At 71.3% G+C, this 23,201-nt stretch carries 18 protein-coding genes, 1 other RNA gene and 2 pseudogenes; 3 read left to right on the forward strand and 18 right to left on the reverse strand.

What is annotated here, in order from left to right:
• Window positions 1-245 precede the first annotated feature (245 nt).
• The 5 genes and pseudogenes from IPT68_RS14285 to IPT68_RS14305 all read right to left on the reverse strand — a co-directional run bounded on the left by IPT68_RS14285 (window position 246) and on the right by IPT68_RS14305 (window position 4,453).
• On the reverse strand, window positions 246-1,886 hold the full coding sequence (locus IPT68_RS14285; RefSeq protein ID WP_189699145.1) for a beta-N-acetylhexosaminidase: 1,641 nt from the start codon (window positions 1,884-1,886) through the stop codon (window positions 246-248).
• 4 nt (window positions 1,887-1,890) lie between these two features.
• A pseudogene (locus tag IPT68_RS14290) lies at window positions 1,891-2,717 on the reverse strand (carbohydrate ABC transporter permease).
• A gap of 14 nt (window positions 2,718-2,731) precedes the next feature.
• Window positions 2,732-3,028: pseudogene (locus tag IPT68_RS14295) on the reverse strand (sugar ABC transporter permease); the annotation flags it as partial.
• Between the two features lie 516 nt (window positions 3,029-3,544).
• Window positions 3,545-3,829: a DUF3039 domain-containing protein gene (locus tag IPT68_RS14300; protein WP_189699146.1), complete on the reverse strand. Its 285-nt coding sequence runs from the start codon at window positions 3,827-3,829 to the stop codon at window positions 3,545-3,547.
• Between the two features lie 51 nt (window positions 3,830-3,880).
• Window positions 3,881-4,453 carry a YqgE/AlgH family protein gene (locus tag IPT68_RS14305; protein WP_189699147.1) on the reverse strand — a complete coding sequence of 191 codons (573 nt, stop codon included), beginning with the start codon at window positions 4,451-4,453 and terminating at the stop codon, window positions 3,881-3,883.
• Between the two features lie 264 nt (window positions 4,454-4,717).
• On the opposite strand from IPT68_RS14305, the gene murA reads away from it, so the two are divergent.
• A complete protein-coding gene (gene murA, locus IPT68_RS14310) occupies window positions 4,718-6,058 on the forward strand; it encodes a UDP-N-acetylglucosamine 1-carboxyvinyltransferase (RefSeq protein WP_189699148.1) in 1,341 nt (446 codons plus the stop codon).
• Between the two features lie 172 nt (window positions 6,059-6,230).
• Here murA and IPT68_RS14315 read toward each other — a convergent pair whose 3' ends face one another.
• From IPT68_RS14315 to IPT68_RS14340, 6 genes are all read right to left on the reverse strand, one after another.
• Entirely contained in the window at window positions 6,231-6,512 is a 282-nt protein-coding gene (locus tag IPT68_RS14315; protein ID WP_189699149.1) for an HU family DNA-binding protein, read from the reverse strand.
• A gap of 438 nt (window positions 6,513-6,950) precedes the next feature.
• Entirely contained in the window at window positions 6,951-8,384 is a 1,434-nt protein-coding gene (locus IPT68_RS14320; RefSeq protein ID WP_189699150.1) for an NAD-dependent malic enzyme, read from the reverse strand.
• A 382-nt stretch (window positions 8,385-8,766) separates the two neighbouring features.
• A complete protein-coding gene (locus IPT68_RS14325; protein ID WP_189699151.1) occupies window positions 8,767-11,112 on the reverse strand; it encodes a HelD family protein in 2,346 nt (781 codons plus the stop codon).
• Between the two features lie 139 nt (window positions 11,113-11,251).
• A complete protein-coding gene (locus IPT68_RS14330) occupies window positions 11,252-12,019 on the reverse strand; it encodes an anti-sigma factor family protein (RefSeq protein WP_189699152.1) in 768 nt (255 codons plus the stop codon).
• Between the two features lie 50 nt (window positions 12,020-12,069).
• Complete coding sequence (locus IPT68_RS14335) at window positions 12,070-12,654, reverse strand: sigma-70 family RNA polymerase sigma factor (RefSeq protein WP_030167252.1); 585 nt, start codon at window positions 12,652-12,654, stop codon at window positions 12,070-12,072.
• Window positions 12,655-12,922: 268 nt separating this feature from the next.
• The gene (locus IPT68_RS14340) at window positions 12,923-13,516 is read right to left on the reverse strand and encodes a CGNR zinc finger domain-containing protein (RefSeq protein ID WP_189699153.1); all 594 of its coding nucleotides are present in this window, start codon (window positions 13,514-13,516) and stop codon (window positions 12,923-12,925) included.
• Between the two features lie 246 nt (window positions 13,517-13,762).
• Here IPT68_RS14340 and IPT68_RS14345 point away from each other — a divergent pair, with 246 nt between their 5' ends.
• Window positions 13,763-14,299: an anthrone oxygenase family protein gene (locus IPT68_RS14345; RefSeq protein ID WP_189699154.1), complete on the forward strand. Its 537-nt coding sequence runs from the start codon at window positions 13,763-13,765 to the stop codon at window positions 14,297-14,299.
• Here the strand turns inward: IPT68_RS14345 and IPT68_RS14350 are convergent.
• From IPT68_RS14350 to IPT68_RS14360, 3 genes are all read right to left on the reverse strand, one after another.
• On the reverse strand, window positions 14,248-15,420 hold the full coding sequence (locus IPT68_RS14350; protein WP_189699155.1) for a uroporphyrinogen-III synthase: 1,173 nt from the start codon (window positions 15,418-15,420) through the stop codon (window positions 14,248-14,250). The genes IPT68_RS14345 and IPT68_RS14350 overlap by 52 nt on opposite strands.
• A gap of 103 nt (window positions 15,421-15,523) precedes the next feature.
• Window positions 15,524-16,909, reverse strand: coding sequence for a nitrate/nitrite transporter (locus IPT68_RS14355; RefSeq protein WP_189699156.1), 1,386 nt, complete (start codon window positions 16,907-16,909; stop codon window positions 15,524-15,526).
• A gap of 267 nt (window positions 16,910-17,176) precedes the next feature.
• The gene (locus tag IPT68_RS14360) at window positions 17,177-18,142 is read right to left on the reverse strand and encodes a LysR family transcriptional regulator (RefSeq protein ID WP_189699157.1); all 966 of its coding nucleotides are present in this window, start codon (window positions 18,140-18,142) and stop codon (window positions 17,177-17,179) included.
• A gap of 83 nt (window positions 18,143-18,225) precedes the next feature.
• Here IPT68_RS14360 and IPT68_RS14365 point away from each other — a divergent pair, with 83 nt between their 5' ends.
• Window positions 18,226-19,431, forward strand: a complete 1,206-nt coding sequence (locus tag IPT68_RS14365; protein ID WP_189699158.1) for an MFS transporter — start codon at window positions 18,226-18,228, stop codon at window positions 19,429-19,431.
• 457 nt (window positions 19,432-19,888) lie between these two features.
• Here IPT68_RS14365 and IPT68_RS14370 read toward each other — a convergent pair whose 3' ends face one another.
• The 4 genes from IPT68_RS14370 to IPT68_RS14385 form a co-directional block, all read right to left on the reverse strand.
• The gene (locus tag IPT68_RS14370) at window positions 19,889-20,872 is read right to left on the reverse strand and encodes an extracellular catalytic domain type 1 short-chain-length polyhydroxyalkanoate depolymerase (RefSeq protein WP_189699159.1); all 984 of its coding nucleotides are present in this window, start codon (window positions 20,870-20,872) and stop codon (window positions 19,889-19,891) included.
• Window positions 20,873-20,979: 107 nt separating this feature from the next.
• Window positions 20,980-21,348: a transfer-messenger RNA gene (ssrA, locus tag IPT68_RS14375) on the reverse strand.
• Window positions 21,349-21,491: 143 nt separating this feature from the next.
• The gene (smpB, locus tag IPT68_RS14380) at window positions 21,492-21,971 is read right to left on the reverse strand and encodes an SsrA-binding protein SmpB (protein ID WP_189699160.1); all 480 of its coding nucleotides are present in this window, start codon (window positions 21,969-21,971) and stop codon (window positions 21,492-21,494) included.
• Window positions 21,972-22,032: 61 nt separating this feature from the next.
• Window positions 22,033-23,196, reverse strand: a complete 1,164-nt coding sequence (locus IPT68_RS14385) for a S41 family peptidase (RefSeq protein WP_189699161.1) — start codon at window positions 23,194-23,196, stop codon at window positions 22,033-22,035.
• Window positions 23,197-23,201: the final 5 nt, after the last annotated feature.

Consider the following 23,201-nt stretch of genomic DNA (forward strand, 5'->3'; position numbering starts at 1 on the left):
GGGTCCGCTAGGAGACGTTCGCCCACCTCATCGGGGAGATCGCCTGATTTGTACAAACATCACCGCGCATCGCTGGTCAGCTGGAATTGCCACTCTTCGGTGACCCTTGTCCGCTTTTTTTCCTGTCTGTTCGAGACCCGCCGCCTTTCGCGGCCGCGACCGGTGAAGAACCTCACCCACCACCCGGCCGCCCGGCCCGGACGCTCACCCGTCACCCGGCCCGGAGCCTCGCCCCGCGGCACCGCCTACCTGTCCGGCGGCGGACCGTCGATCGGGCGGCCGAGGACGCCGGGGCGCCGCTGCCAGGGCCGCGGTCCGGTGGGCGGCCGGTAGGCGACGCCCAGCGCGTCAAGTCGCCGGTAGTGCGTCGTCATCCGGCGTTCGAAGCCGGCGAAGTCCCGTGCGTCCGGGGCCGGCAGGGCGCTCCAGGCGACCTCGGCGAGGGCGGCGAGCCTCGGGAAGGCCTGGTAGTCCACGCGTGCCTGGTCCTCCATCACCTCGGTCCACAGGTTGGCCTGCGTGCCCAGCACACGACGGGCCTGCTCCCCGTCGAGCTGCGGAGGGACCGGCTCGAAGCGGTAGACGTCCTCCAGGGTGCGCACGTAGCCGATCGGTACGGGTTCGTCCGCGCCGTCGGCCTGGCGGTGGTCCAGGTACACCTGCTGTTCGGGGCACATCACGACGTCGTGACCGGCCCGGGCGGCGGCGATTCCGCCCGCGTATCCACGCCACGACGACACCGCGGCTCCCGCGGCCAGGCCACCTTCCAGGATTTCGTCCCAGCCGATCAGCCGGCGCCCGCGCGCGGCGAGCCACGTGTCGAAGTGGCCGATGAACCACGCCTGCAACTCGTCCTCGTCGGCCAGCCCCAGTTCCCTGATCCGCGCCTGCGCGGTGGGCGACTGCCGCCACTGCTCCTTCGGGCATTCGTCGCCGCCGACGTGAATGAACTCCGAGGGAAACAGGTCGAGGACTTCCTCGAACACGCCTTCGTAGAAGCGCAGGGTGTTGTCGGTGGGGGCGAGTACGTTCGGAGAGATCCCCCAGTTGTCCCAGACGGAGAGGGCGGTGTCCCCGGCCATGGACGCGTTGACGACGTCGGTGTTGCCCAGTTCCGGATACGCGGCGACCGCGGCCTGCGAGTGTCCCGGTACGTCGATTTCCGGGACGACGGTGATATGCCGCTCGGCGGCGTAGGCGACGATCTCCCGGATGTCGTCGTGGGTGTAGTAGCCACCGTGCGGCTTCTCCTCCCACAGCGGTGAGGCCCGGTGACCGAATTTGGTACGTGCCCGCCAGGATCCGATCTCGGTCAGCCTCGGAAACCGCTCGATCTCCAGACGCCAGCCCTGGTCGTCCGTCAGGTGGAAGTGGAAGACGTTGAGTTTGTGCGCGGCCATGAGGTCCAGGTAGCGCAGCACGCCTTCCTTGGGCATGAAGTGCCGGGCGACGTCGAGCATGAGACCGCGCCAGCGGAAGCGCGGCGCGTCCTCCACCCGCGTGAGCGGCAGCCGCCACGTCCGGCCGGGCAACGGGGCGCGCCGGAAGGCGTCGGGGCCGAGCAGCTGACGTAGCGTCTGGGCGCCCCAGAAGAGCCCGGCGGGGCCGCCGCCCATCAGGTGCACGCCGGTCCGCGCGACGGTGAGTCGGTAGCCCTCGGGCCCGAGTTCCCCGGTGACGGCCGGATCGACCGAGAGCCCGATGACGTCCTCCCCGGGTCCCTGCGCGGGCGGGAGCGGCAGGCCGGTGGCGGCGCCCAGCGTGGCCCGCAGCCAGCGTTCCGTCCGCTCCGTTCCGTCGTGCGCCGCCAACCGCGTCAGCGGGCCCAGTTCGAAGGATCCGGCCTCGCCGGTCCCGACTCGAAGGGGCTCGGGAATCACGTCCACCACATCAGTCCTTTACCGCTCCACCCAGCCCCGACACCAGTCGGCGCTGCACCAGTACGAAGAACACCAGCACCGGAATCGTCATCACCGTGGACACCGCCATCACGCCACCCCAGTCGGGCCGCTCCGGCTTGCAGAAGACGAGCAGAGCCATCGGCAGGGTGGACTGCGAAGTGTCGCTCACAGGGAAGGACTTGACGAACAGGAAGTCGTTCCAGGCCGAGATGAGGGAAAACACGCTCGTGGCCACCAGCCCCGGGAAGACCAGGGGAAAAGGATCCGCCGCAGGAATCGCGCCCGGCTCGCCCCGTCGATGTAGGCGGCCTCCTCCAGCGCCTCCGGCACGGCTTTCACGAACCCCCGCAGCATCCAGATCGCGAAGGGCAGGGAGAAGGCGATGTGCGGCAGGATCAGTGACCCCAGCGTGTTCAGTTGGCCGAGGTCGCGCATGAGGAAGAACAGGGGGATCGCCAGCGCCTCCACCGGCACCGTCCGGGCCACCAGGAACATGATCAGGAGGGCGGTCCGGAAGCGGAACCGGAATCGTGTCACGGCGGTCGCGGCGAGAAACGCGATCAGTGCCGAGACGATCACGACGGTGCCCGCGACGACCAGGCCGTTGACGAAGTACCGGCCGAATTCCTGCTGCCCGAACACCCTCCGGAAGGAATCCAGGGACGGTTGCGAGGTCCACGGCCGGGGGGTCGTCGACTCGATCTCCCCGGCCGCTCCGAAGGCGCTCAGCACCATCCAGTACAAGGGGAAGGCGACCACCGCCGCGATCAGCAACGCCGCTGCTTCGGCGGCCGCCCGCCCCGGCCGCCGCGGCATGCCGCCGAAAAGATTCACCGCTCCTCCCCCTGTCTGCGCAGCAACCGCAGATACACGAGCGTCACCGCGAGCAGGACCAGCAGCATCACGACGCCGATCGCCGAGCCGAGGCCGTACTGCGAGGACGCGAACGCCTGCTGACACGCGTAGACGTTCAGGAGCAGGTTCCGTCCGGGGATGCCGCCGCCGTTCGTCATGACGTAGATCTGCGTGAAGACCTTGAAGTCCCAGATCACCGACTGGACGGTGACGATCGCCAGGATCGGGCGGAGCATCGGCGCCGGCACCGAGCGCCAGATCCGCCACTGCGCGTGCCGTACTCGATGACGTCGGGGCGCTCGCCGGGTCGTTGAACGCGGCCTTGATCCGCTGGGCGCGGGTCTCCGGGATGTCCTCGACGGTGACCTCGGTGCCCTCGTGGGCCTGCTCGAAGCCGTCCACCACGGACCGGACGACCTGCTCCTTGGGCTCGTCGTTGACCTCCTGAAACAGCCAGACGCGCAGCGTCGGCTCTGTTCGTCCTTGCCGGAGGAGGAGTTGCCGGAGGTTTGCGGGCGCAGGCGGCGGTGACGAGGACGGCCGCGACGGCGGCCAGTCGGACGGACAGCTTGGTGGAGTGCCTCCGTAGGGGGTGTCGCACCATGGCGTGGGACATGCGTTGCGATATGTGCAATAACTGTTTCGCTCTGCACAACGACAAGCCAGAGACTCGGAGCTACATGAACATGCCCACAAGAGGTCTCCACCACTTCGGGACATGACGAAGAGGCCCCTGGGGCACGCGCCCCGGGGGCCTCCCGGACATCACTCAGGGAACGGTCAGGCGGTTACTTGTCGCCGCCCTTGCCCTTGTCGTCTCCGCCGGCACCCATGGACTCGTAGATCTCCTTGCACATGGGACACACGGGGTACTTCTTGGGATCGCGGCCCGGCACCCAGACCTTGCCGCACAGCGCCACGACGGGCGTACCGTCGAGAGCGCTCGCCATGATCTTGTCCTTCTGGACGTAGTGGGCGAAGCGCTCGTGGTCACCGTCGCCGTGGGAAGTCTGCGGCGTGGGCTCTACGAGTGTCCCCGTACCAGTCCCGCGCTCGGGCTCGAGAGTGCTCATAGCGCCAAGGGTACTGAAGCCGGCAGGCAAGGGTTGAGCGAAGGGCGTCCGTCAGTTGAGCGAGGGGTCGTCCGGGTACGTGGCCACCATCGCCAGCTCGTTGCGCTGCCGGCGCAGCACCTCGCGCCAGAGTCGTTCGGGGAAGGGCGAGTAGACGTCGCCGGGCTCGGACTCCACGACGTACCAGGCGCCCTCGACCAGTTCGTCCTCCAGCTGGCCGGGGCCCCAGCCGGCGTACCCGGCGAAGATCCTCAGTGAGCCGAGGGCGGAGGCCAGCAGCTCCGGCGGGGCCTCCAGGTCGACCAGGCCGATCGCGCCGTGCACCCGGCGCCAGCCGAGCGGGGCGACGTCGCCGGACGCGCCGCCGGGGATGACCGCCACGCCGAGGGCGGAGTCCAGCGAGACCGGTCCGCCCTGGAAGACGACGCCTGGCTCACCTGCCAGATCCGCCCAGCCCTCCAGGATGTCGCCGACGTCCACCGGGGTGGGCCGGTTGAGGACGACACCCAGCGAGCCCTCCTCGTCGTGGTCGAGGAGGAGCACCACCGCACGGTCGAAGTTCGGGTCCGCCAGGGCGGGGGTGGCCACGAGCAGCCGCCCTGTGAGCGAGGACACCTCGGTCATGCCAGACATGATCCCGCATCTTGCCGTCACGTGGGGAGCCAATCCGGCGAGGGGAGTGAATGCAGCTCAGGGTGGACGGAAGCGTCCCCCGGCGCACGACCGCCGGGCGGAGGGCTCCAGTGACCCCATGTGCCCGGTACGGAACGGTTCGTGTTGTGACAGAGCTATGACAGAGATGAGCGGTCCTTGGGCTTACGGGAGGGGGGTCGGCGGCGATTACTCTGTCTCTCCGGCCCTTGCCCAACTCATCGGAACGCGAGATACATGACCGTCAACGACGATGTCCTGCTTGTCCACGGCGGAACCCCGCTGGAGGGCGAGATCCGTGTCCGCGGTGCGAAGAACCTCGTGCCGAAGGCCATGGTCGCCGCCCTGCTCGGCAGCGCACCGAGCCGGCTGCGCAACGTCCCGGACATCCGTGACGTCCGCGTGGTCCGCGGTCTGCTGCAGCTGCACGGCGTGTCGGTGCGTCCGGGCGAGGAGCCTGGAGAACTGGTGCTCGACCCGACGCGGGTGGAAAGCGCGAACGTCGCCGACATCGACGCCCACGCCGGCTCCAGCCGCATCCCGATCCTCTTCTGCGGCCCGCTCCTGCACCGCCTCGGCCACGCGTTCATCCCGGGTCTCGGCGGCTGTGACATCGGCGGCCGGCCCATCGACTTCCACTTCGACGTGCTGCGGCAGTTCGGCGCGCGGATCGAGAAGCGCGCGGACGGGCAGTACCTGGAGGCCCCGCAGCGGCTGCGCGGCACCAAGATCCGGCTGCCGTACCCGTCCGTCGGCGCGACCGAGCAGGTGCTGCTGACGGCCGTGCTGGCCGAGGGCGTCACGGAACTCTCGAACGCGGCCGTGGAGCCGGAGATCGAGGACCTCATCTGCGTGCTGCAGAAGATGGGCGCCATCATCGCGATGGACACCGACCGCACGATCCGCATCACCGGTGTGGACCAGCTCGGCGGCTACGCCCACCGCGCCCTCCCGGACCGGCTGGAGGCCGCCTCCTGGGCGTCCGCGGCGCTCGCCACCGAGGGCAACATCTACGTCCGTGGCGCGCTGCAGCGGTCCATGATGACGTTCCTCAACACCTACCGGAAGGTGGGCGGGGCCTTCGAGATCGACGACGAGGGCATCCGTTTCTGGCACCCCGGCGGGCAGTTGAAGTCCATAGCCCTGGAGACGGACGTCCACCCGGGCTTCCAGACGGACTGGCAGCAGCCGCTGGTCGTCGCCCTGACGCAGGCCACGGGTCTGTCCATCATCCACGAGACGGTCTACGAGTCCCGCCTCGGCTTCACCTCCGCGCTCAACCAGATGGGCGCCCACATCCAGCTCTACCGCGAGTGCCTCGGCGGCTCGAACTGCCGCTTCGGGCAGCGCAACTTCCTGCACTCGGCGGTCGTGAGCGGCCCCACCCGCCTCCAGGGCGCCGACCTGGTCATCCCCGACCTGCGCGGCGGTTTCTCGTACCTCATCGCCGCGCTGGCGGCCCAGGGCACGTCCCGGGTGCACGGCATCGACCTGATCAACCGGGGCTACGAGAACTTCATGGACAAGCTCGTGGAACTCGGGGCGAAGGTCGAGCTGCCCGGCAAGGCGCTCGGCTGACCTCGCGGCAGGCTCCGCACGAACGCCGATGGGGCGGTCACCCGGACTCGGGTGACCGCCCCATCGGCGTTGTGTGCAGCGCCCGGGAGGGCGCGGGGAACGGCGCGACAAACCACGACGGCCGGGCGGCCGCCCGCGGCGCCGAGCCGACCCGGCGCCGACGCGCCGGGGCTTACTTGCCCTTGGCCGCTTCCTTGAGCTTCGAGCCCGCGGAGACCTTCACGCTGTAACCGGCCGGGATCTGGATCGGGTCACCGGTCTGCGGGTTGCGCGCGGTGCGAGCGGCACGGTGGGTGCGCTCGAAGGTCAGGAAGCCGGGGATGGTGACCTTCTCGTCCCCCTTGGAGACGATCTCGCCGACGACGTCGGCGAACGCGGCCAGCACGGCGTCGGCGTCCTTGCGGGTCACCTCGGCGCGGTCGGCCAGCGCGGCCACCAGCTCGGTGCGGTTCATGTTGTTACTCCCGTGTTCTTCTTGCCATTGAGGCGTGCCACGCGGCGGAGCCGCATATCGGGCACAAAGCCGATGCTGCCAGGGTCCTCGGACGGTACCCGGACCCGGGTCCGTCGTCAGACGCTCGCGCCCAGGGACGCATCCTGCCCCCACCTGCGGCGGGAATGCCAATCCGGCACCCGCAGGAGTCGTGAGAACACCCTTGGGAGTCACACGACGAGCACTACTGACCAGGGGCCTGTCCGACGGACCCGGCCGCAGAAGCGGGACCCGACACGCCCCGCTCACCCGCGTTGATCAATCACCGTTCGTTCGCTGCGACATGATCCGCCGGACGGCCCTGGCCGCCCACCCTAGAGGGCGGCCGACGGTGCGAGGTTCCACGACGCGCCGGTGATCAGCGCGGCCGTGGCGAGCCTCACAGCCCGGCGTACCGGATCAGAGGGCGGACGAGTCGTTCGGCGCCGCCCCGACCGCCTTCGCGGCCTCCCGCACCGCTCCCGCGACCGCGCCCGCGACCCTGTCGTTGAACACGCTCGGGATGATGTAGTTCGGGTTGAGCTCGTCCTCGCTGACGACGTCCGCGAGCGCCTTCGCGGCCGCGAGCATCATCTCGGTGTTCACCGTACGGGACTGCGCGTCCAGCAGGCCGCGGAAGACACCCGGGAAGACCAGCACGTTGTTGATCTGGTTCGGGAAGTCGGAACGGCCGGTGGCCACAACTGCCGCGGTCTGACGGGCGATTGCCGGGTCGACCTCGGGGTCGGGATTCGCGAGCGCGAACACGATGGCGTCGTCGGCCATGCCCGCCACGTCGTCGCCGTCGAGGACGTTGGGAGCGGAGACGCCGATGAAGACGTCCGCGCCGCGCACGGCCTCCTTGAGGGTTCCGGTGATGCCCTCGGGGTTGGTGTTGTCGGCGATCCAGCGCAGCGGCGAGTCGGGGGCGGCGTCGACCAGGTCCTTGCGGTCTGCGTGCACGACACCGTGGATGTCGGCGACGACGGCGTGTTTGACGCCCGCGGCGAGGAGCAGCTTCAGGATGGCCGTGCCCGCGGCGCCCGCGCCGGACATGACGACGCGAATGTCCTCAATTCCCCGGCCCGTGACGCGCAGTGCGTTGGTCAGCGCGGCCAGCACCACGATCGCCGTGCCGTGCTGGTCGTCGTGGAAGACGGGGATGTCGAGGGCCTCGCGCAGCCGGGCCTCGATCTCGAAGCAGCGGGGCGCGGAGATGTCCTCGAGGTTGATGCCGGCGAAGCCGGGGGCGATCGCCTTCACGATCTCGACGATGGCGTCGGTGTCCTGGGTGTCCAGGCAGATCGGCCAGGCGTCGATGCCGGCGAACCGCTTGAAGAGGGCCGCCTTGCCCTCCATCACGGGCAGCGCGGCCTTCGGGCCGATGTTGCCGAGGCCCAGCACGGCGGAGCCGTCGGTCACGACCGCAACGGAGTTGCGCTTGATGGTGAGGCGGCGGGCGTCCTCGGGGTTCTCGGCGATCGCCATGCAGACCCGGGCCACACCCGGCGTGTAGACCATGGAGAGGTCGTCACGGTTGCGGATGGGGTGCTTGGACTGCATCTCGATCTTGCCGCCGAGGTGCATCAGGAACGTACGGTCCGAGACCTTGCCCAGCGTGACGCCCTCGATGCCGCGCAGCTGCTGGACGATCTGGTCGGCGTGCGCGGTGGAGCTGGCCGCGATCGTGACGTCGATGCGGAGTTTCTCGTGTCCGGACGCGGTGACGTCGAGGCCGGTCACCGAGCCTCCGGTGGATTCCACCGCGGTGGTGAGCTGCGAGACGGCGGTTCCGCTCGCGGGCACCTCCAACCGGATGGTCATCGAGTAGGAGACGCTGGGCGCCGTTGCCATGGCCGACTTCCTCTGCTTTCACCGTGTCGCCGATTTATGCCGTCCGATCGTCGCACCTACCGCTGAGTACGTGGTAGCCGACCTGGGTTGCGCTCATTGAGTTCACAGGCGAACGGCCGGGATGCATGGGCAGGCGAGAAGCTTTCGGAAAACATCTTCCACCATACGAGAGACGATCAGGCAAGGAAAGAGGCCCACGTCACAGTCGGACGTGGGCCTCTTTTCTCGTTCAGTGACACCGACCCGCCATGCTCGCCTCGCGGCAAGTGGTCGCTCGTAGCGACGAAGGTTGGGCCCGGGGGCTTGGATCGGGCCGGTGTCACACCCAGGCTAACAAACGGATCCCGTACGGCCATTCCCGTCCCGGGACTCGATTCCCGGATCAGTCCCTGAGCAGGTCCGGCACCCCCGCCGCGTCCGGCTCGTCCCGCGCCCCGGAGACGATCGTGAGCTGCTGGGTCGCCCGGGTCAGTGCGACGTACAGCACGCGCAGGCCGGCGGGCGACTCGTCGGCGATCTCCGCGGGTGAGACCACGACCGTCGCGTCGTACTCCAGGCCCTTGGCCTCCAGGCTGCCGAGCGCCACGACCCGGTCGCCGAGCCCGGCCAGCCAGCGGCGGGCCTCCTCGCGCCGGTTCATGGCCACCACCACGCCGACCGTGCCGTCGACCCGCTCCAGCAGCCGGGCCGCCTCCTCGCGCACGGTCCGTCCCAGGTCCTCGCGCACCTCCGGGCCGTGTTCTGCGTCCGCCGTCACCACGTGTTCCTTGTGCGTCGTGACGAAACGCGGCTCGACACCGGTGGAGCGCACCGCCGTCGGGGACGCAGAGCCGGGCATGGCCAGCGCCAGCACCTTCGACGCCAGCTCGGCGATCTCGGCCGGGTTGCGGTAGTTCACGGTGAGCCGGAAGCGGCGGCGCGGACGGGTGCCCAGGGCCTCGTCGCGGGCCTCGGCCGCCTCGTCCGGGTCGGACCAGGAGGACTGAGCCGGGTCGCCGACGACCGTCCAGGTGGCGTGGCGGCCGCGGCGCCCCACCATGCGCCACTGCATCGGCGTGAGGTCCTGGGCCTCGTCGACGATGACGTGGGCGTACTCGACGCGCTCCTGCGCCAGCCGCTCGGCCCGCTCCCGCTGCGTCTCCTCGCGCACCGGCATCAGCTCCTCCAGGCCGGTCAGCTGGTCGAGCGGGTCCAGCTCGCGCTTCTTGCGCGGGCGGGCGGGGACGCCGAGGATCGCCTGGAGCTCGTCGAGCAGGGCGATGTCGTGCACCGAGTGGCCGTCGCGCCTGAGCGACCGGGCGACCTTGCGCACCTCGCCCGGGTTCAGGATGCGCCGGGCCCAGCGGCCGAGCCGCCGCTCGTCGGCCATGGCCGCCAGGACCGTCCGCGGGGTCAGCTCCGGCCACCAGGCGTCGAGGAAGGCGATGAAGTCGTCCTCGGAGGTGACGTCCTCGTCGAACGACGACCGCAGCTCGGCCGCCAGCTCCGGGTCCGCGTGCCGGCCGGCCGCGCCGGACCGCTCCCACAGGGCGTCGAGCAGCAGCTTGCGGGCGCGCGGGCGCAGCAGGTTGACCGGGGCGGTGCCGCCCAGCGCGGTGCGCCGGATGTGCCCCAGCTCCTCGGCCTGGAGTTCGAGACGCCGGCCAAAGGTCACGACCCGCAGGCGCTGTGGTGAATCGTTCGGCTCCAGCGCCCCACGGGCGGCCTTCCGGAGCACCTTGAGCATGCGGTACGAGCCCTTGGCGCGGGCCACCGACGGGGAGTCGTACAGGGTGGCCTCGGCGCCGTCGACGAGCGAGCCGATCGCCCGGATGGCGACCTGGCCCTCCTCGCCGAGCGAGGGCAGCACGCCCTCGGTGTACGCCACCAGCAGCGGGGTCGGCGAGACGATGAGGATGCCGCCCGCGTACCGGCGCCGGTCCTGGTAGAGCAGGTAGGCCGCCCGGTGCAGGGCGACGGCGGTCTTGCCGGTGCCGGGGCCGCCCTCGACGTACGTCACGGAGGCGGCGGGGGCGCGGATGACCAGGTCCTGCTCGGCCTGGATGGAGGCGACGATGTCCCGCATGGTGTGACTGCGGGCCTGCCCGAGGGCGGCCATGAGGGCGCCGTCGCCGATGACGGGCAGTGCGTGCCCGTCGAGGAACGCCGTGAGCTCGGGACGCATCAGGTCGTCCTCGACGCCGAGCACCCGGCGGCCCTTGGAGCGGATGACCCGGCGGCGCACGACCCGGCCGGGGTCGACCGGCGTGGAGCGGTAGAAGGGGGCGGCGGCGGGCGCCCGCCAGTCGATGACCAGCGGCGCGTACTCCTCGTCCAGGACGCCGATGCGCCCGATGTGCAGGGTCTCGGCGATGTCGGCCGTGTTGTCCGGCCGCACGGCCCCTTCGGCCGGCTCCACGGCGGTGTAGGCGCCGTCGGGCCCCTTCTTGCCGTCCTTGCCGGGCAGCAGGTCGATGCGGCCGAAGAGGAAGTCCTCGAACTCGTTGTTGAGCCGGTTCAGGTGGACGCCCGCCCGGAAGACCTGGGCGTCGCGCTCGGCGAGCGCGCCGGGCGTGCCGACGTGACCGCGCTGGGCCGCGTCGTGCATGAGGAACTCCGCCTCGTGGATCTTCTCCTCCAGGCGGCGGTACACCCGGTCCAGGTGCTCCTGCTCCACGCCGATCTCTCGGTCGCGTACGGAGTCCCGGGCGGGGTCGAGCGCGGTTTCCTGTTGAGCCTGAGCGGCCACCGGGCCCCCTTCTGACGTGCTGGGCAGCCGTCCACCGTACGCGAAAGGGACCCCTGAAGGCTACGTACGAGCCCCGGGTCCGTCACCCGACGGACCCGGGGCTCGTGTCGTAACCGCTTGCAGCAGTCGTCGTACCGCCTTACGCGTCGATCTCCACCAGCAGGTCGCCGTCGAAGGTCATGACCTCGAAGTGGTCGATCTCGTTCGGGGAGAAGGCGGCGCCGCCCTGAATGTAGAGCGGGTTCTTGGCCTGCTCGCTGGTGGCGCCGGACAGGCCGTAGCCCCAGTTCGGGACGGACCAGTTGCTGAGCGTCTCCCGCTCGCCGTTCTTGCCCACGGCGATCAGCGAGCACTTCTCGGGGCCCTTGACGTTCTTGAGCTCGAGGACCGCGTCGGTGCCCCAGGCCTTCTCCTGCATGGCCACGGTGGCGCTGACGGCGGTCCGGGGATCGGTCGCCGTGACCCGGTCGGGCATCTTCCTGAACGCCTCCTGGGCCGGGCTGGACGCCTGGAGCGGCCGGTTGCCGCCCCCGGAGTCGTCGCCGCCGGTCGCCGCCACGGAGACCAGCGGGCCGCCGACGATCAGGGCGGCCGCGGCCGCGACCATGTACATGCCGCGGCGGCGCTTCTGGGCACGGCGTTCGGCGACCTCGTCGACCAGCTTCTCCGCCAGCCGGGGGCTCGGCCTGGCGGACAGCGACTCGCCGATCGAGGGGGTGCCGGTGCCGGGGAGGTCGGCGAGCGCGGCCAGCATCGGTTCCATCCCGGCGAGCTCGTCGAGCTGCTGGGCACACCACTCGCAGGTCGCGAGATGGGCCTCGAAAGCGGTTGCCTCGGCGTCGTCGAGGATTCCGAGGGCGTAGGCGCCGACGGTCTCGTGTTCGTTCGGGCCCGTTGATCCCTGCATGGGGCCAGACATACCCGGACCCCCCGCTCCGTATCCCCCGTATGTGTTCATCACGCCGTCACCCCCCGCTCCTCCAGTGCCAGCTTCATCGAACGCAGGGCGTAGAACACCCGCGAGCGGACGGTGCCACTGGGGATGCCCAACGTCTCGGCCGCCTCATTGACGGTACGCCCCTTGAAGTACGTCTCGACGAGCACCTCCCGGTGGGCCGGGGTCAGGTCGTCGAGCGCGTCCGACAGCGTCATCAGCCACAGCGCCTTGTCGATCTCGTCCTCCGCGGGGATGACCTCCAGCGGCGACGGGTCGACCTCCTGCGGCCGGGCCTGCCGGCTGCGGTGGCCGTCGATGACGATGCGGCGTGCGACCGTCACCAGCCAGGGGCGTACCGAACCGGTCGCCCGGTTGAGCTGACCGGCGTTCTTCCAGGCACGGATGAGCGTTTCCTGCACGACGTCCTCGGCGCGCTGCCGGTCGCCGGCGACCAGCCTGAGGACGTACGCGAGAAGAGGTCCGGCGTGCTCGCGGTACAGGGCACGCATCAGCTCCTCGTCAGGTTCCGAGGGCTGTGAGGACATGCGATGTCGGGCCCTCGATCCACGTTCATTGGCCACGGCCGCATCCTTGCGCACGCCCACCTCCGGTGTCCGGGGGTTCCCCCAGTCGGTCGCTCGCCACGGGGTACGGACGGAGGGCGTCGCGTGTTCAAAGCGAGGTGACGGTTTTCTTCGTCCCGGCGTGACGAGAGGGACATGGGCGCACATTATCCCCGCATCAGCTTTACATTTGCGCCACATCAGCACGGGTGTTGACGGCAATAGGGGCCGGGAGTCCGCAACGGCGTGTTGCCAACATCACGGCGGCGCCGGGTCAGTGCCCGTGCCGCACACGCCGCATGACGGCCCGTCAAGGTTGCGACAGCGCGGCACGCCGCCGGTGCCGGGCCACCCGCTCCCGGTTCCCGCACACCTCGCTGGAACACCAGCGCCTGCGCCGCCCGCGCGAGGTGTCGACGTACACGATGGGGCAGTTGTCCCCGGCGCACTGCCGCAGGCTCGCCCGCGCCACCGGATCGGTGAGCAACTCCACGGCGTCCCGGGCGATCGCGCCGAGCAGCGCCGCGCACTGCGGCGGATCGGCCAACTCGCGCACCAGCGTGCCGTCCTGGCAGCGCCGGGCGCGCGGAGCCGGGGGCGCGGTGCGGGCGGTGGCGTTGACGTGGGTGAGCGCGTGGTCGTACGACGGTGCCGTGGGCGTCAGTCTCCCGTGCACCAAGTGAGCCACGGAACACCGCAGTTCACGCACGTCCGCCAGCCAGGAGCCGTCGGCGTGCGCGAGGGGGGTGCCCGGCGGGACGAGCCCCGAGCCAGTGATCCAGGCCCGCAGCACCTCCACCGAGCCGAGCCGTTCCGTGGGATGGGTGGTCGCGAGCAGGTCCAGACAGACCCGTCCGGCGTCGAACCGCAGCTCGTGGAGGGGCGTGCCCGTATCCAGTGCCATGCGTGCGTCACCGCCTCAGCGCTCGGCTGGAAGTGCCGCGATGTGCCGCCGACCGTCTGCGGCGCCACCGTGGCCGGTCGCGCGGTCGCCCCCGCGCCTGAAGGCAGGCGGGAGAACCGTTCCCCCACAATGTGCCCGCCCGCTCCGGCAACCGGAAGGCCGCTGCCGTGGCTCCTGGACGCCCGCGTATGCGCACGCGCGCGTGGGCCATGTCCCGTGGCGGGTCCGCGGCGTTGACTGACGGGCATGACGCGGAACAGCACAGGCCGGCGTACGGCCGACACGTGCGTCCTGGGCACGGCCACGATCGCCACCGGCCTGATGGCCGGGGTCTTCTCCGTCTTCGCGTGCGCGGTCATGCCGGCTCTGGCCCGCAGCGAGGACGCGGTGTACGTCGAGGTCGTGCGGAACATCAACGACGTGATCCAGAACCCGGTGTTCCTGCTCGCCTTCCTCGGCGCGCCGCTGCTGACCGGGGTCTCCGCCTGGCGGCTGCGCGGCGAGCCCTGCCGGTGGTGGGTGTGGGCCGCGCTGGTGGCGTACGGCCTCGCCCTCCTCGTCACCGTCGCGGTGAACGTCCCGCTCAACGACGGACTCGCCTCGTCCGGCGCCCCGCCCGCACTCGTGCGCGAGCGGTTCGAGGACCGGTGGACGGCCTGGAACGTCGTGCGGGCCGTGCTCTCGACGCTCGCCCTGGCCTGCCTGACCCGCGCGCTGGTCCGGTACGGCCGTCAGACGTCGGCGTACTTGGTGTCCGCAGCCGGGTCCAGGGCGAGCCGGTAGCCGCGCTTGACCACGGTCTGGATCAGCTTCGGCGCGCCCAGGGCCGTGCGCAGGCGGGCCATCGCCGTCTCCACGGCGTGCTCGTCCCGCCCGGCCCCGGGCAGCGCCCGCAGCAGCTCGGACCGGGCGACGACCCAGCCGGGGCGGCGGGACAGGGCGCGCAGGAGGGACATCCCGGCGGGCGGCACGGGTTTGAGCTCGCCGTCCACCAGGACCGCGTGGCCGCGGATCTCCACCCGGTGCCCGGCGAGCGGCAACGAGCGTGCCCGGCCGGGAAGTTCCTGGCACAGGAGCTGGACGAGGGGGCCGAGCCGGAAACGCTCGGGCTGCACGGTGTCCACGCCGCGGGCCTGCAACGGCAGCGCGGTGACCGGGCCGACGCAGGCCGGCACCACGTCGTGGTGGAGGGCGGCGAGCAGTTCCGGCAGCAGCCCGCGCTCCTCGGCGCGGGACAGCAGGGACGCGGCGGCGGGGGCGCTGGTGAAGGTGAGGGCGTCGACACCGCGCGAGACGGTGGCGTCCAGCAGCCGGTCCACGGGCGAGAGGTCCTCCGGCGGCATCCACCGGTAGACGGGCACGCCGACCACCTCGGCCCCGCCCGCCCGCAGCGACTCGACGAACCCGGGCAGCGGCTCACCGTGCAGCTGTACGGCGATCCGCCGCCCGTCGACGCCCTCCTCCAGCAGCCGGTCGAGCACCTCGGCCATGGACTCGGAGGACGGCGACCAGTCCTCGGTCAGTCCCGCGGCCCGGATCGCGCCCTTCACCTTCGGCCCCCGGGCGAGCAGCTCCACGCCCCGCAGCCGGTCGAGCAGCGCCACCCCCAGTCCCCACCCGTCGGCGGCCTCGATCCACCCGCGGAAACCGATCGCGGTCGTCGCCACGACCACGTCCGGCGTCCGGTCGAGGAGTTCCTTGGTGGCGGCCAGCAGCTCGCTGTCGTCGGCGAGCGGCACGATCCGCAGGGCGGGTGCGTGCAGCACGGCGGCCCCGCGCCGCCCGAGCAGCGCCCCGAGCTCATCGGCCCGGCGCGCGGCCGTCACACCCACGGTGAACCCGGCGAGGGGCCCGTGCTGCGCCCCGCGCTCCGCTTGTTCCGCTCGCTGCTGTCGCTCGTACATAACCAACTCTCGTCCCGCGCCCGAGTCGTTGCACCTACATGCCGACCGAGCCTGTCAACGGCGCGTGACAGGCTCGGTTCGGCTCGATGTCGACGGTGTTACGTCACACCTCGGCGTAGCTGAGCTGCGGCTTCGCCTCGGTGGCGGGGTGGGCGGCCGCCGCCCGGCCGGCCGGGCGGCGAAGGTATACGGCCCAGGTGACCACGAAGCACAGTCCGTAGAAGGCGAGGAAGGCGACGAAGGCCGCGGTGCCGGAGCCCACGCTCAGGAACGACTGCCGGAAGGCCAGGTTGATGCCGAGCCCGCCGAGCGCGCCGACCGCGCCGATCAGTCCCATGGACGCCCCGGACAGCCGCCGTCCGTAGGCCGCGGCCGCCTCCCCCTCGAGCCCCATGGCGAGGGCCCTGTTCTGGAAGATGCCGGGGATCATCTTGTACGTCGACCCGTTGCCGAGGCCACTCAGCACGAACAGTGCGATGAAGGCGGTCGTGAACAGGGGCAGCGACTCCCGCATGCTCGCCAGGACGATCACGGCGGTGGCGGCGGCCATGGCGACGTAGTTCCACAGCGTGATCCTGGCGCCGCCGTACCGGTCGGCGAGCGCGCCGCCCACGGGCCGGATCAGCGAGCCCAGCAGCGGGCCGATGAAGGTGACGTACGCGGCCTGCAGCGGCGTGCGCCCGAACTGGGTCTGGAGCACCAGCCCGAAGGCGAAGCTGTAGCCGATGAACGAGCCGAAGGTGCCGATGTAGAGGAAGGACATGATCCAGGTGTGGCCGGCCCGCACGGCCTCCTTGGCGGCGCCGGAGTCGTTCTTCAGCGACGCGATGTTGTCCATGTACATCGCGGCGAGCACGGCGGCGACGACGATCAGCGGGATGTAGATCCCGAGCAGCACCCGCGGACCACCGCTCGCACCGATCACGGCCAGGCCGACGAGCTGCATCACCGGCACGCCGATGTTGCCGCCGCCCGCGTTCAGGCCGAGGGCCCAGCCCTTCTTCCGCAGCGGGAAGAAGGCGTTGATGTTGGTCATGGAGGAGGCGAAGTTGCCGCCGCCGACGCCGGCGAGCATGGCGCAGACCAGGAAGGTGGTGAACGAGGTGCCCGGCTCCATCACGAGGAAGGCGGCGACGGTGGGGACGAGGAGCAGGCTCGCCGAGACGATCGTCCAGTTCCGCCCGCCGAAGACGGCGACGGCGAAGGTGTAGGGGACGCGGACGATCGCGCCGACCAGCGTGGCCATCGACACCAGGACGAACTTGTCGGCCGGGGTGAGGCCGTACTCCGGGCCCATGAACAGCACCATGACCGACCACACGGTCCAGATCGAGAAACCGATGTGCTCGGACAGCACGGAGAACAGCAGGTTGCGGCGGGCGACCTTCTCCCCGGTCTGCTGCCAGAAGGTCTCGTCCTCGGGATCCCAGTGCTCGATCCAGCGGCCTCCCCTGCTGCTGGGTGCGGGGGCTGTACTCGGGGCTGTCATGACGCCTCCACGGTGCTCCGGGCTCGGTGGTGCCGCTCTCAGTGGCTGAGTCCCGAAGGTAGGGAGGGCGCGTTTCCGGCCTGTGGCACTGGGTGACCGGAAAGGAACTTTGCTCTCACCCCCGGCGCACACGGGATGAGAGGTCACCGACCGGGCAGCTTTGTGGGGGCTGCGGGGCCCTCTCGAAGTCCCCCGATCACTTCGTTCACCTGAGCGGCGCCGCCGCAGTCGGTCACAGGCGTGCGGGCCCCCGAAGCCGCCGGCGCCTCAGCCGTGGGACGCGGACCGGTCCGCCTCGGGCAGCCACCCGCCGTCCGGCACGCGCAGCCACCCGTCCTCCCGACCGACCTCGGCGGCCGCCCGCAGCAGTGCCTCCAGCGCCGGATGCGCCAGCCCCTTGCGCCACACCAACGACACCGGCGACAAGGGAACGGGGTCCACCAGCGGCCGCCGCACCGCCCCGGGCATGGGCGGGAAGTCCACCACGGCGAGGACCGGACACCCCGTCCTGGCCATCACCCGCTGGAACTCCTCGTCCCCCACCGCCAGCGGCAGGGGCGCCGCGACCTCGATGTCCCGCCCCTCGAACAGCCGCCGTGCCAGGTCGGTCCACTCCGGCGTCCGGGGATTGCCGGCCCCCGCGTACACGGTCTCCCCCGCCAGCGCGGCCAGCGGCACCTCCTCCAGCGGCGCGAGCCGATGGTTCTCCGGCAGCACGATCGCCATCGGCTCGTACCGGACGATCCGGTGCGCCAACTGGCGCCGCAGGAACGGGTCCAGCCCCGCGAACCGGCCGAACGACGCGTCGATCCGCCCCGCCAGCAGCTCCGCCCCCGCCCCGGTCAGCCCACTCTCGTAGCGGGCCATCAGCTCGTGCTCCGGGGCGAGTTCGCGGGCCCGGTGCAGCACCCGGCGCGGAGTCCCGAGGCCCGGCGAGTTCAGATCGACGAGGAGCGGCCTGGCCTGCCCGAAGGCCGCGAGCAGCTCCTCCTGCGCCGCGAGCACCCGGCGCGCGTACGGCACCAGCCGCTCACCGTCCGCCGTCAACGTCACCTGCCGGGTCGTCCGCACGAACAACTGGGCGCCCAAGTCCCGCTCCAGCCGCCGCACGTCCCTGCTCAGCGCCTGCTGGGCGACGTACAGCCGGGCCGCGGCACGGGTGAAGTGCAGTTCCTCGGCGACCGTGACGAAGGCGCGCAGGAGCCGGGGGTCGAGGTGGGCGGGAGCGGACATGGCGCGAACTTACAACACAGGTGCGTGAATCGGTACCGAGAAGGTGTTGGACCTCGTGATCTTTCACGGGCGACGGTTGCCGCATGCCGCACCCGACGCCGACCCACCACCGACTGGGGCCCTACCGCCGCCTGTTCACCCACCCCGGCACCCGCGCCTTCACCCTCGGCAACCTCGTCGCCCGCCTGCCCATGGGCATGTTCAGCGTCAGCGCGGTCGTGATGATCGCCGACGCCCGCGGCTCCTACGCCCTCGCCGGCGCGGTCACCGCGACCGGGCTCGCCGCGACCGCGCTGGTCGCCCCCTGGGTCGCCCGCCTCGTCGACCGGCACGGCCAGGCCCGCGTCGCCGTCCCCGCCACCCTGTTCGCGGCCCTGGGCGGAGTGGCCCTGCTGCTCTGCCTGCACTACGACGCCCCGGACTGGACCCTCTTCGCCGCCTACGCCGCCACCGCCACCACCCCCAACATCGGCGGCATGTCCCGCGCCCGCTGGGCCCACCTCCTGGAGGGCGACCCCGACGCCCTGCACACCGCCAACTCCTTCGAACAGGCCGCCGACGAGCTGTGCTTCATGCTGGGTCCGGTGCTCGCGGCCTTCCTCTGCGCGACCTTCTTCCCGGAGGCGGGCACGCTGGTCGGGGGCGTGCTGCTGCTCACCGGGATGTTCCTGTTCACCGCCCAGCGCGCGACGGAACCCCCTGTCGCGCCTCGCACGAAGGCCCGCTCGCCCCTGCGCTCCCCGGGCATGCCGTCGCTGCTCGCCGCCTTCCTGGCCACCGGCGCGGTGTTCGGCGCGATGGAGGTGGTGACGATCGCGTTCGCGGACGAGCGGGGCCATCGCACGGCGGCGGGCGTCCTGCTCGGCCTTCAGGCGGCGGGCTCCTGCGCGGCCGGTCTGCTCTTCGGCACGCTGAAGCTCAGGCGACCGGCCGAGAGCCGCCTCCCCTGGTGCACGGCCGCCATGGCCGCGCTGATGACCCTCCCTCTCCTGGCCGCCGCCCTGACCTCGTCGCTCCTGCTCCTCGCCCCCGCCCTGCTGCTGGCCGGCATGGCGACCGCCCCGACGATGGTCACCGGCATGGCGCTCGTCCAGCAGCGCACCCCCGCCGACCGCCTCAACGAGGGCATGACCCTCGCCGTGACCGCCCTCCTGGGCGGCGTCGCGGCCGGCAGCGCACTCGGCGGCTGGACGGTGGAGCGCGCCTCGGCGGTCACCGGGTTCGGCATACCGGTCACCGCTGCCGCCCTGGCCCTCCTCATCACGCTCAGTTCCCGAGCACGCCGTTGACGCGCCCGCGGTACCCCCTTGCCCTCGCCGGTCGAAACGCTTCGACAAGGTGTGTCGAACCGATCCGGCGACGCCGGCCGGCCGTCGGCGAGCGGACCGCCCGCGCCGGTTCCGCGTCCCGGTCACGTCCGTCGCGCAGCCGGCCGCGGAGATCGGTACGCGGGCGGTGGAGCCGGCGATGCGCAAGCTGGACCGCGCGCCCGTACCGTCAGGCGACGCTGCTCGCGCCCCGCCCGACGGTACGGGCGAGCCCGGCACCGCGTGCGGCGTGAGCGGACATCGGCTCGCCCCGGCCGTCGTCCGAGTCCTCGGCTCAGCCCGACTCGGCACGCGATGTCGTCCGAGCCCTCGGCTCAGCCCGACTCGGCACGCGGCGTCAGCCCAGCCCCCGGGTCAGCTCACGTCAGCACGCGGCGTCAGCCGAGTCCTCCGAGTGAGTTCCGTTCGGTGCGCGGCGTCAGCCCAGCCCCCAGGTCAGCCCCAGCCGGTACGCCGCGCACAGGTTCACGTCGAGCAGGTACGCCCCGGCGGTCCCGCACTGCGTGCTCCCGGTCCCCGGGTCGACGGGCTGTCCGTGCCCCATTCCCGTGATCGCGTACGTCTCGGCCACCGCGCGCCCGCCCGCGTCCCGGAAGACCTGGTGCGGATACCCGGCGACGGTGTCGCTGACGTCGGCCGTCTGGTCGGCGCCGTGCACGTCGGTCCACTGCTTGACGAGGTCGGTCATGTTGACCGGCTTGACGGTGTAGTCGGCCGTGCCCTGCAGGACGGTGAGCGTCGGCCAGGGGCCGGTGTACCCGGGCCGCGCGGCGCGCACCCGGTCGCCCCACTGCCTGGCGGTCTGCGTGGCGCCGACGTACATGCACACGTACGGCGACCCGGCGGCCTGCGCGCACCCGTACGGCAGCCCGGCGACGACACCGCCCGCGGCGAACTTCTCCGGGTACGTCGCCATCATCACGGCGGTCATGGCGCCGCCTGCGGACAGCCCGGTGACGTACACGCGGCGGGGGTCGCCGGAGACGTCGGCGAGCTGCCGGTCGACCATCTGCGCGAGGGACGCGGCCTCGCCCTGGCCGCGCTCCATGTCACCGGCCTGGAACCAGTTGAAGCAGGACGAGAGGTTGTTGGCGCTCTGCTGCTGCGGCAGCACGACGGAGAAGCCCCAGCGGTCGGCGAGCTGGAGCCAGCCGCTGCCGGTGCCGTACCCGGAGGCGTTCTGGGTGCATCCGTGCAGCGCGACGACGACGGGCCTCCCGGCGGGCAGCCCGTCGGGCACGTACCGGTACATCTTCAGCGCCCCGGGGTTGGTTCCGAATCCGGTGACCTCCTGGAGGGAGGCCGCCGACGCCCGCCCCGGGGTGAGGACGGCGGCGATCAGGGCGACCAGCAGGGTCGCCAGGACGGCGATGCGGGGGTGTGCGGCTCTGGTCTGTGTCATGGGGAGGGACCGTAGAACCGTGAACAACCCCTCGACATGGAGTGGGACCCCATAAACACGACGAGGGCCCGGTGGTTGTACACCACCGGGCCCTCGTCACATGGAGATTGTGGAGATGGCGGGAATCGAACCCGCGTCCAACGGTGTGGAACCAGGGCTTCTCCGTGTGCAGTCCGCTGTGCTTTTCTCGGCCCCGGAGATCACGCGGACAAGTCTCCGACGGGCTCAGTCACTGTGTGGTTTCCCTCTTCACCCCGTGACCGGGATCAAGGTTTAGTTCCCTAGCTGATGCCAGGATCCGGGTCGGGAACAGCCCCGGGCTGACACTTCGCGAGTCGCTACTTAGGCAGCGAGGGCGAAGGAATCGCGCTTGGTGTTGGCGATTATTTTTTTCGGCCTGTGGTTTACGAGATCATGGCCGCTTCCTCGACACGCTTCCCCTGCTTCGACAGCCGCTGTCGAAACCGATCATCCCCATGTTGATTTTTCAAACCCCGCACCCGCTGTGGGGTGCAGATGCCATCGTACGGGATCAACCTCCGCCGATGCCACCGTATTCCCGGCGGCCACCCCGCCGTCCCACGGGGTTCAACGCCGCCCACCGCCGGCAGATTCTTCCTCAAGCCCGCTGCTGGCGCCGCACCGCCGACATGACGCGCTCGGCCTCCCGGCGGTCCTGCTTCTCCCGCAGGGTCTGCCGCTTGTCGTACTCCTTCTTGCCCCTGGCCAGCGCGATCTCGACCTTGGCCCGGCCGTCCTTGAAGTACAGGGCGAGCGGCACGATGGTGTGCCCCGTCTCCCCCGACTTCGACTCCAGCTTGTCGATCTCCGCGCGGTGCAGCAGCAGCTTGCGCTTGCGCCGGGCGCTGTGGTTGGTCCAGGTGCCCTGGCTGTACTCCGGCACGTGCACGTTGTACAGCCACGCCTCGTTGCCGTCCATCTGGACGAAGCCGTCGACCAGCGAGGCCCGGCCCTGGCGCAGTGACTTCACCTCGGTGCCCGTGAGGACCAGACCGGCCTCGTAGGTGTCGAGGATGTGGTAGTCGTGCCGCGCCTTCTTGTTCTGCGCGATCAGCTTGCGCCCTTTTTCCTTAGCCATAGTGCCCACCATTTTCGCACTACGGAGGGGGTCCGGGGAAAGCCGATTACCGACCGGGGCGCTACCGGCCCAGACCGCTCAGGACGGTCCGGGCCCGCTCCAGGGCCTGCTCGTCGGCCTCCAGGTCGGGGGAGATGCCCAGGCCGTCGACGCCGCGGCCGGACGGGGTGCGGTAGTGGCCGACGGTCAGCTCGGCGACGGAGCCGTCGGGCAGCCGGCTGGGCATCTGGACCGAGCCCTTGCCGAAGGTGCGGGAGCCCACGACGACCGCGCGGCCGCGGTCCTGCAGGGCGCCGGTGAGCAGCTCGGCCGCGCTCATCGTGCCGCCGTCGACGAGCGCGACCAGGGGTCTGGTGGTGTCGCCGCCGGGCTCGGCGTGCAGGGCGAGCTGCTCGCCGTCGACGTCGTAGGTGGCGACGAGACCGCCGTCGAGGAAGGCGGAGGCGGCGGTGACGGCCTCGGTGACCAGGCCGCCCGAGTTGCCGCGCAGGTCGAGGACGAGGCCGGAGGCGGCCGGAGCATCCCGTACGGCGTCGCGCACGACCTCACCGGAGCCCTTGGTGAAGGCGGCGATCCTGATCATGGTGGCGCCGTCGGGAAGGGTGCGGACGGTCACGGAGTCCGTGGAGAGGCGGGCCCGGAACAGGGTCTCGGTCCACGCGCGCGTGCCGCGCTGCAGACCGAGGCGGACGGGTGTGCCCGCGCCCGCGTGAGTGGCGTCGCCGCGCAGCAGGGCGACCACGTCGGTGACCGGACGCCCGTCGACGTTCTCCCCGTCGACGCTGCGCAGCCGGTCCCCGGCGCGGATCCCGGCCCCGGCGGCGGGCGAGCCGTCGGCCACGTCCGTCACCTCGATGCGTCCGTCCCGTTCGCGGCGGGCGGACAGGCCGACGCCGGTGTACTCGCCGTCGAGGGCCTCCTCGAACTCCTCGTACTCGCCCCGGGAGTAGACGGCGTCCCACCGGTTGCCGCTGCGGCTGACGGCGCGTTGCGCGGCCTCGATGGGGGACTTGCCCTCGGCCATGGCCTCGGCGGCGGCACGGGCGACCGCCTGCTGGCTGCCGACGGGGGCCGTGGAGGGCGTCGTGCCGGAGGCGGGCGCGCGCTCGTCCCCCGGCAGCGAGCCGGTCGCGGCACCGGCGACGAGCACGCTCGCGAACACCAATGTCAGGGCGGCCCCGCGGCCGAAGCGGCGGGGCTGACAGAGCAGGTCACGACCTGACATGCCGG

Origin of the sequence: Streptomyces chromofuscus, from assembly GCF_015160875.1 — a bacterium.
GTDB lineage: Bacteria > Actinomycetota > Actinomycetes > Streptomycetales > Streptomycetaceae > Streptomyces > Streptomyces chromofuscus.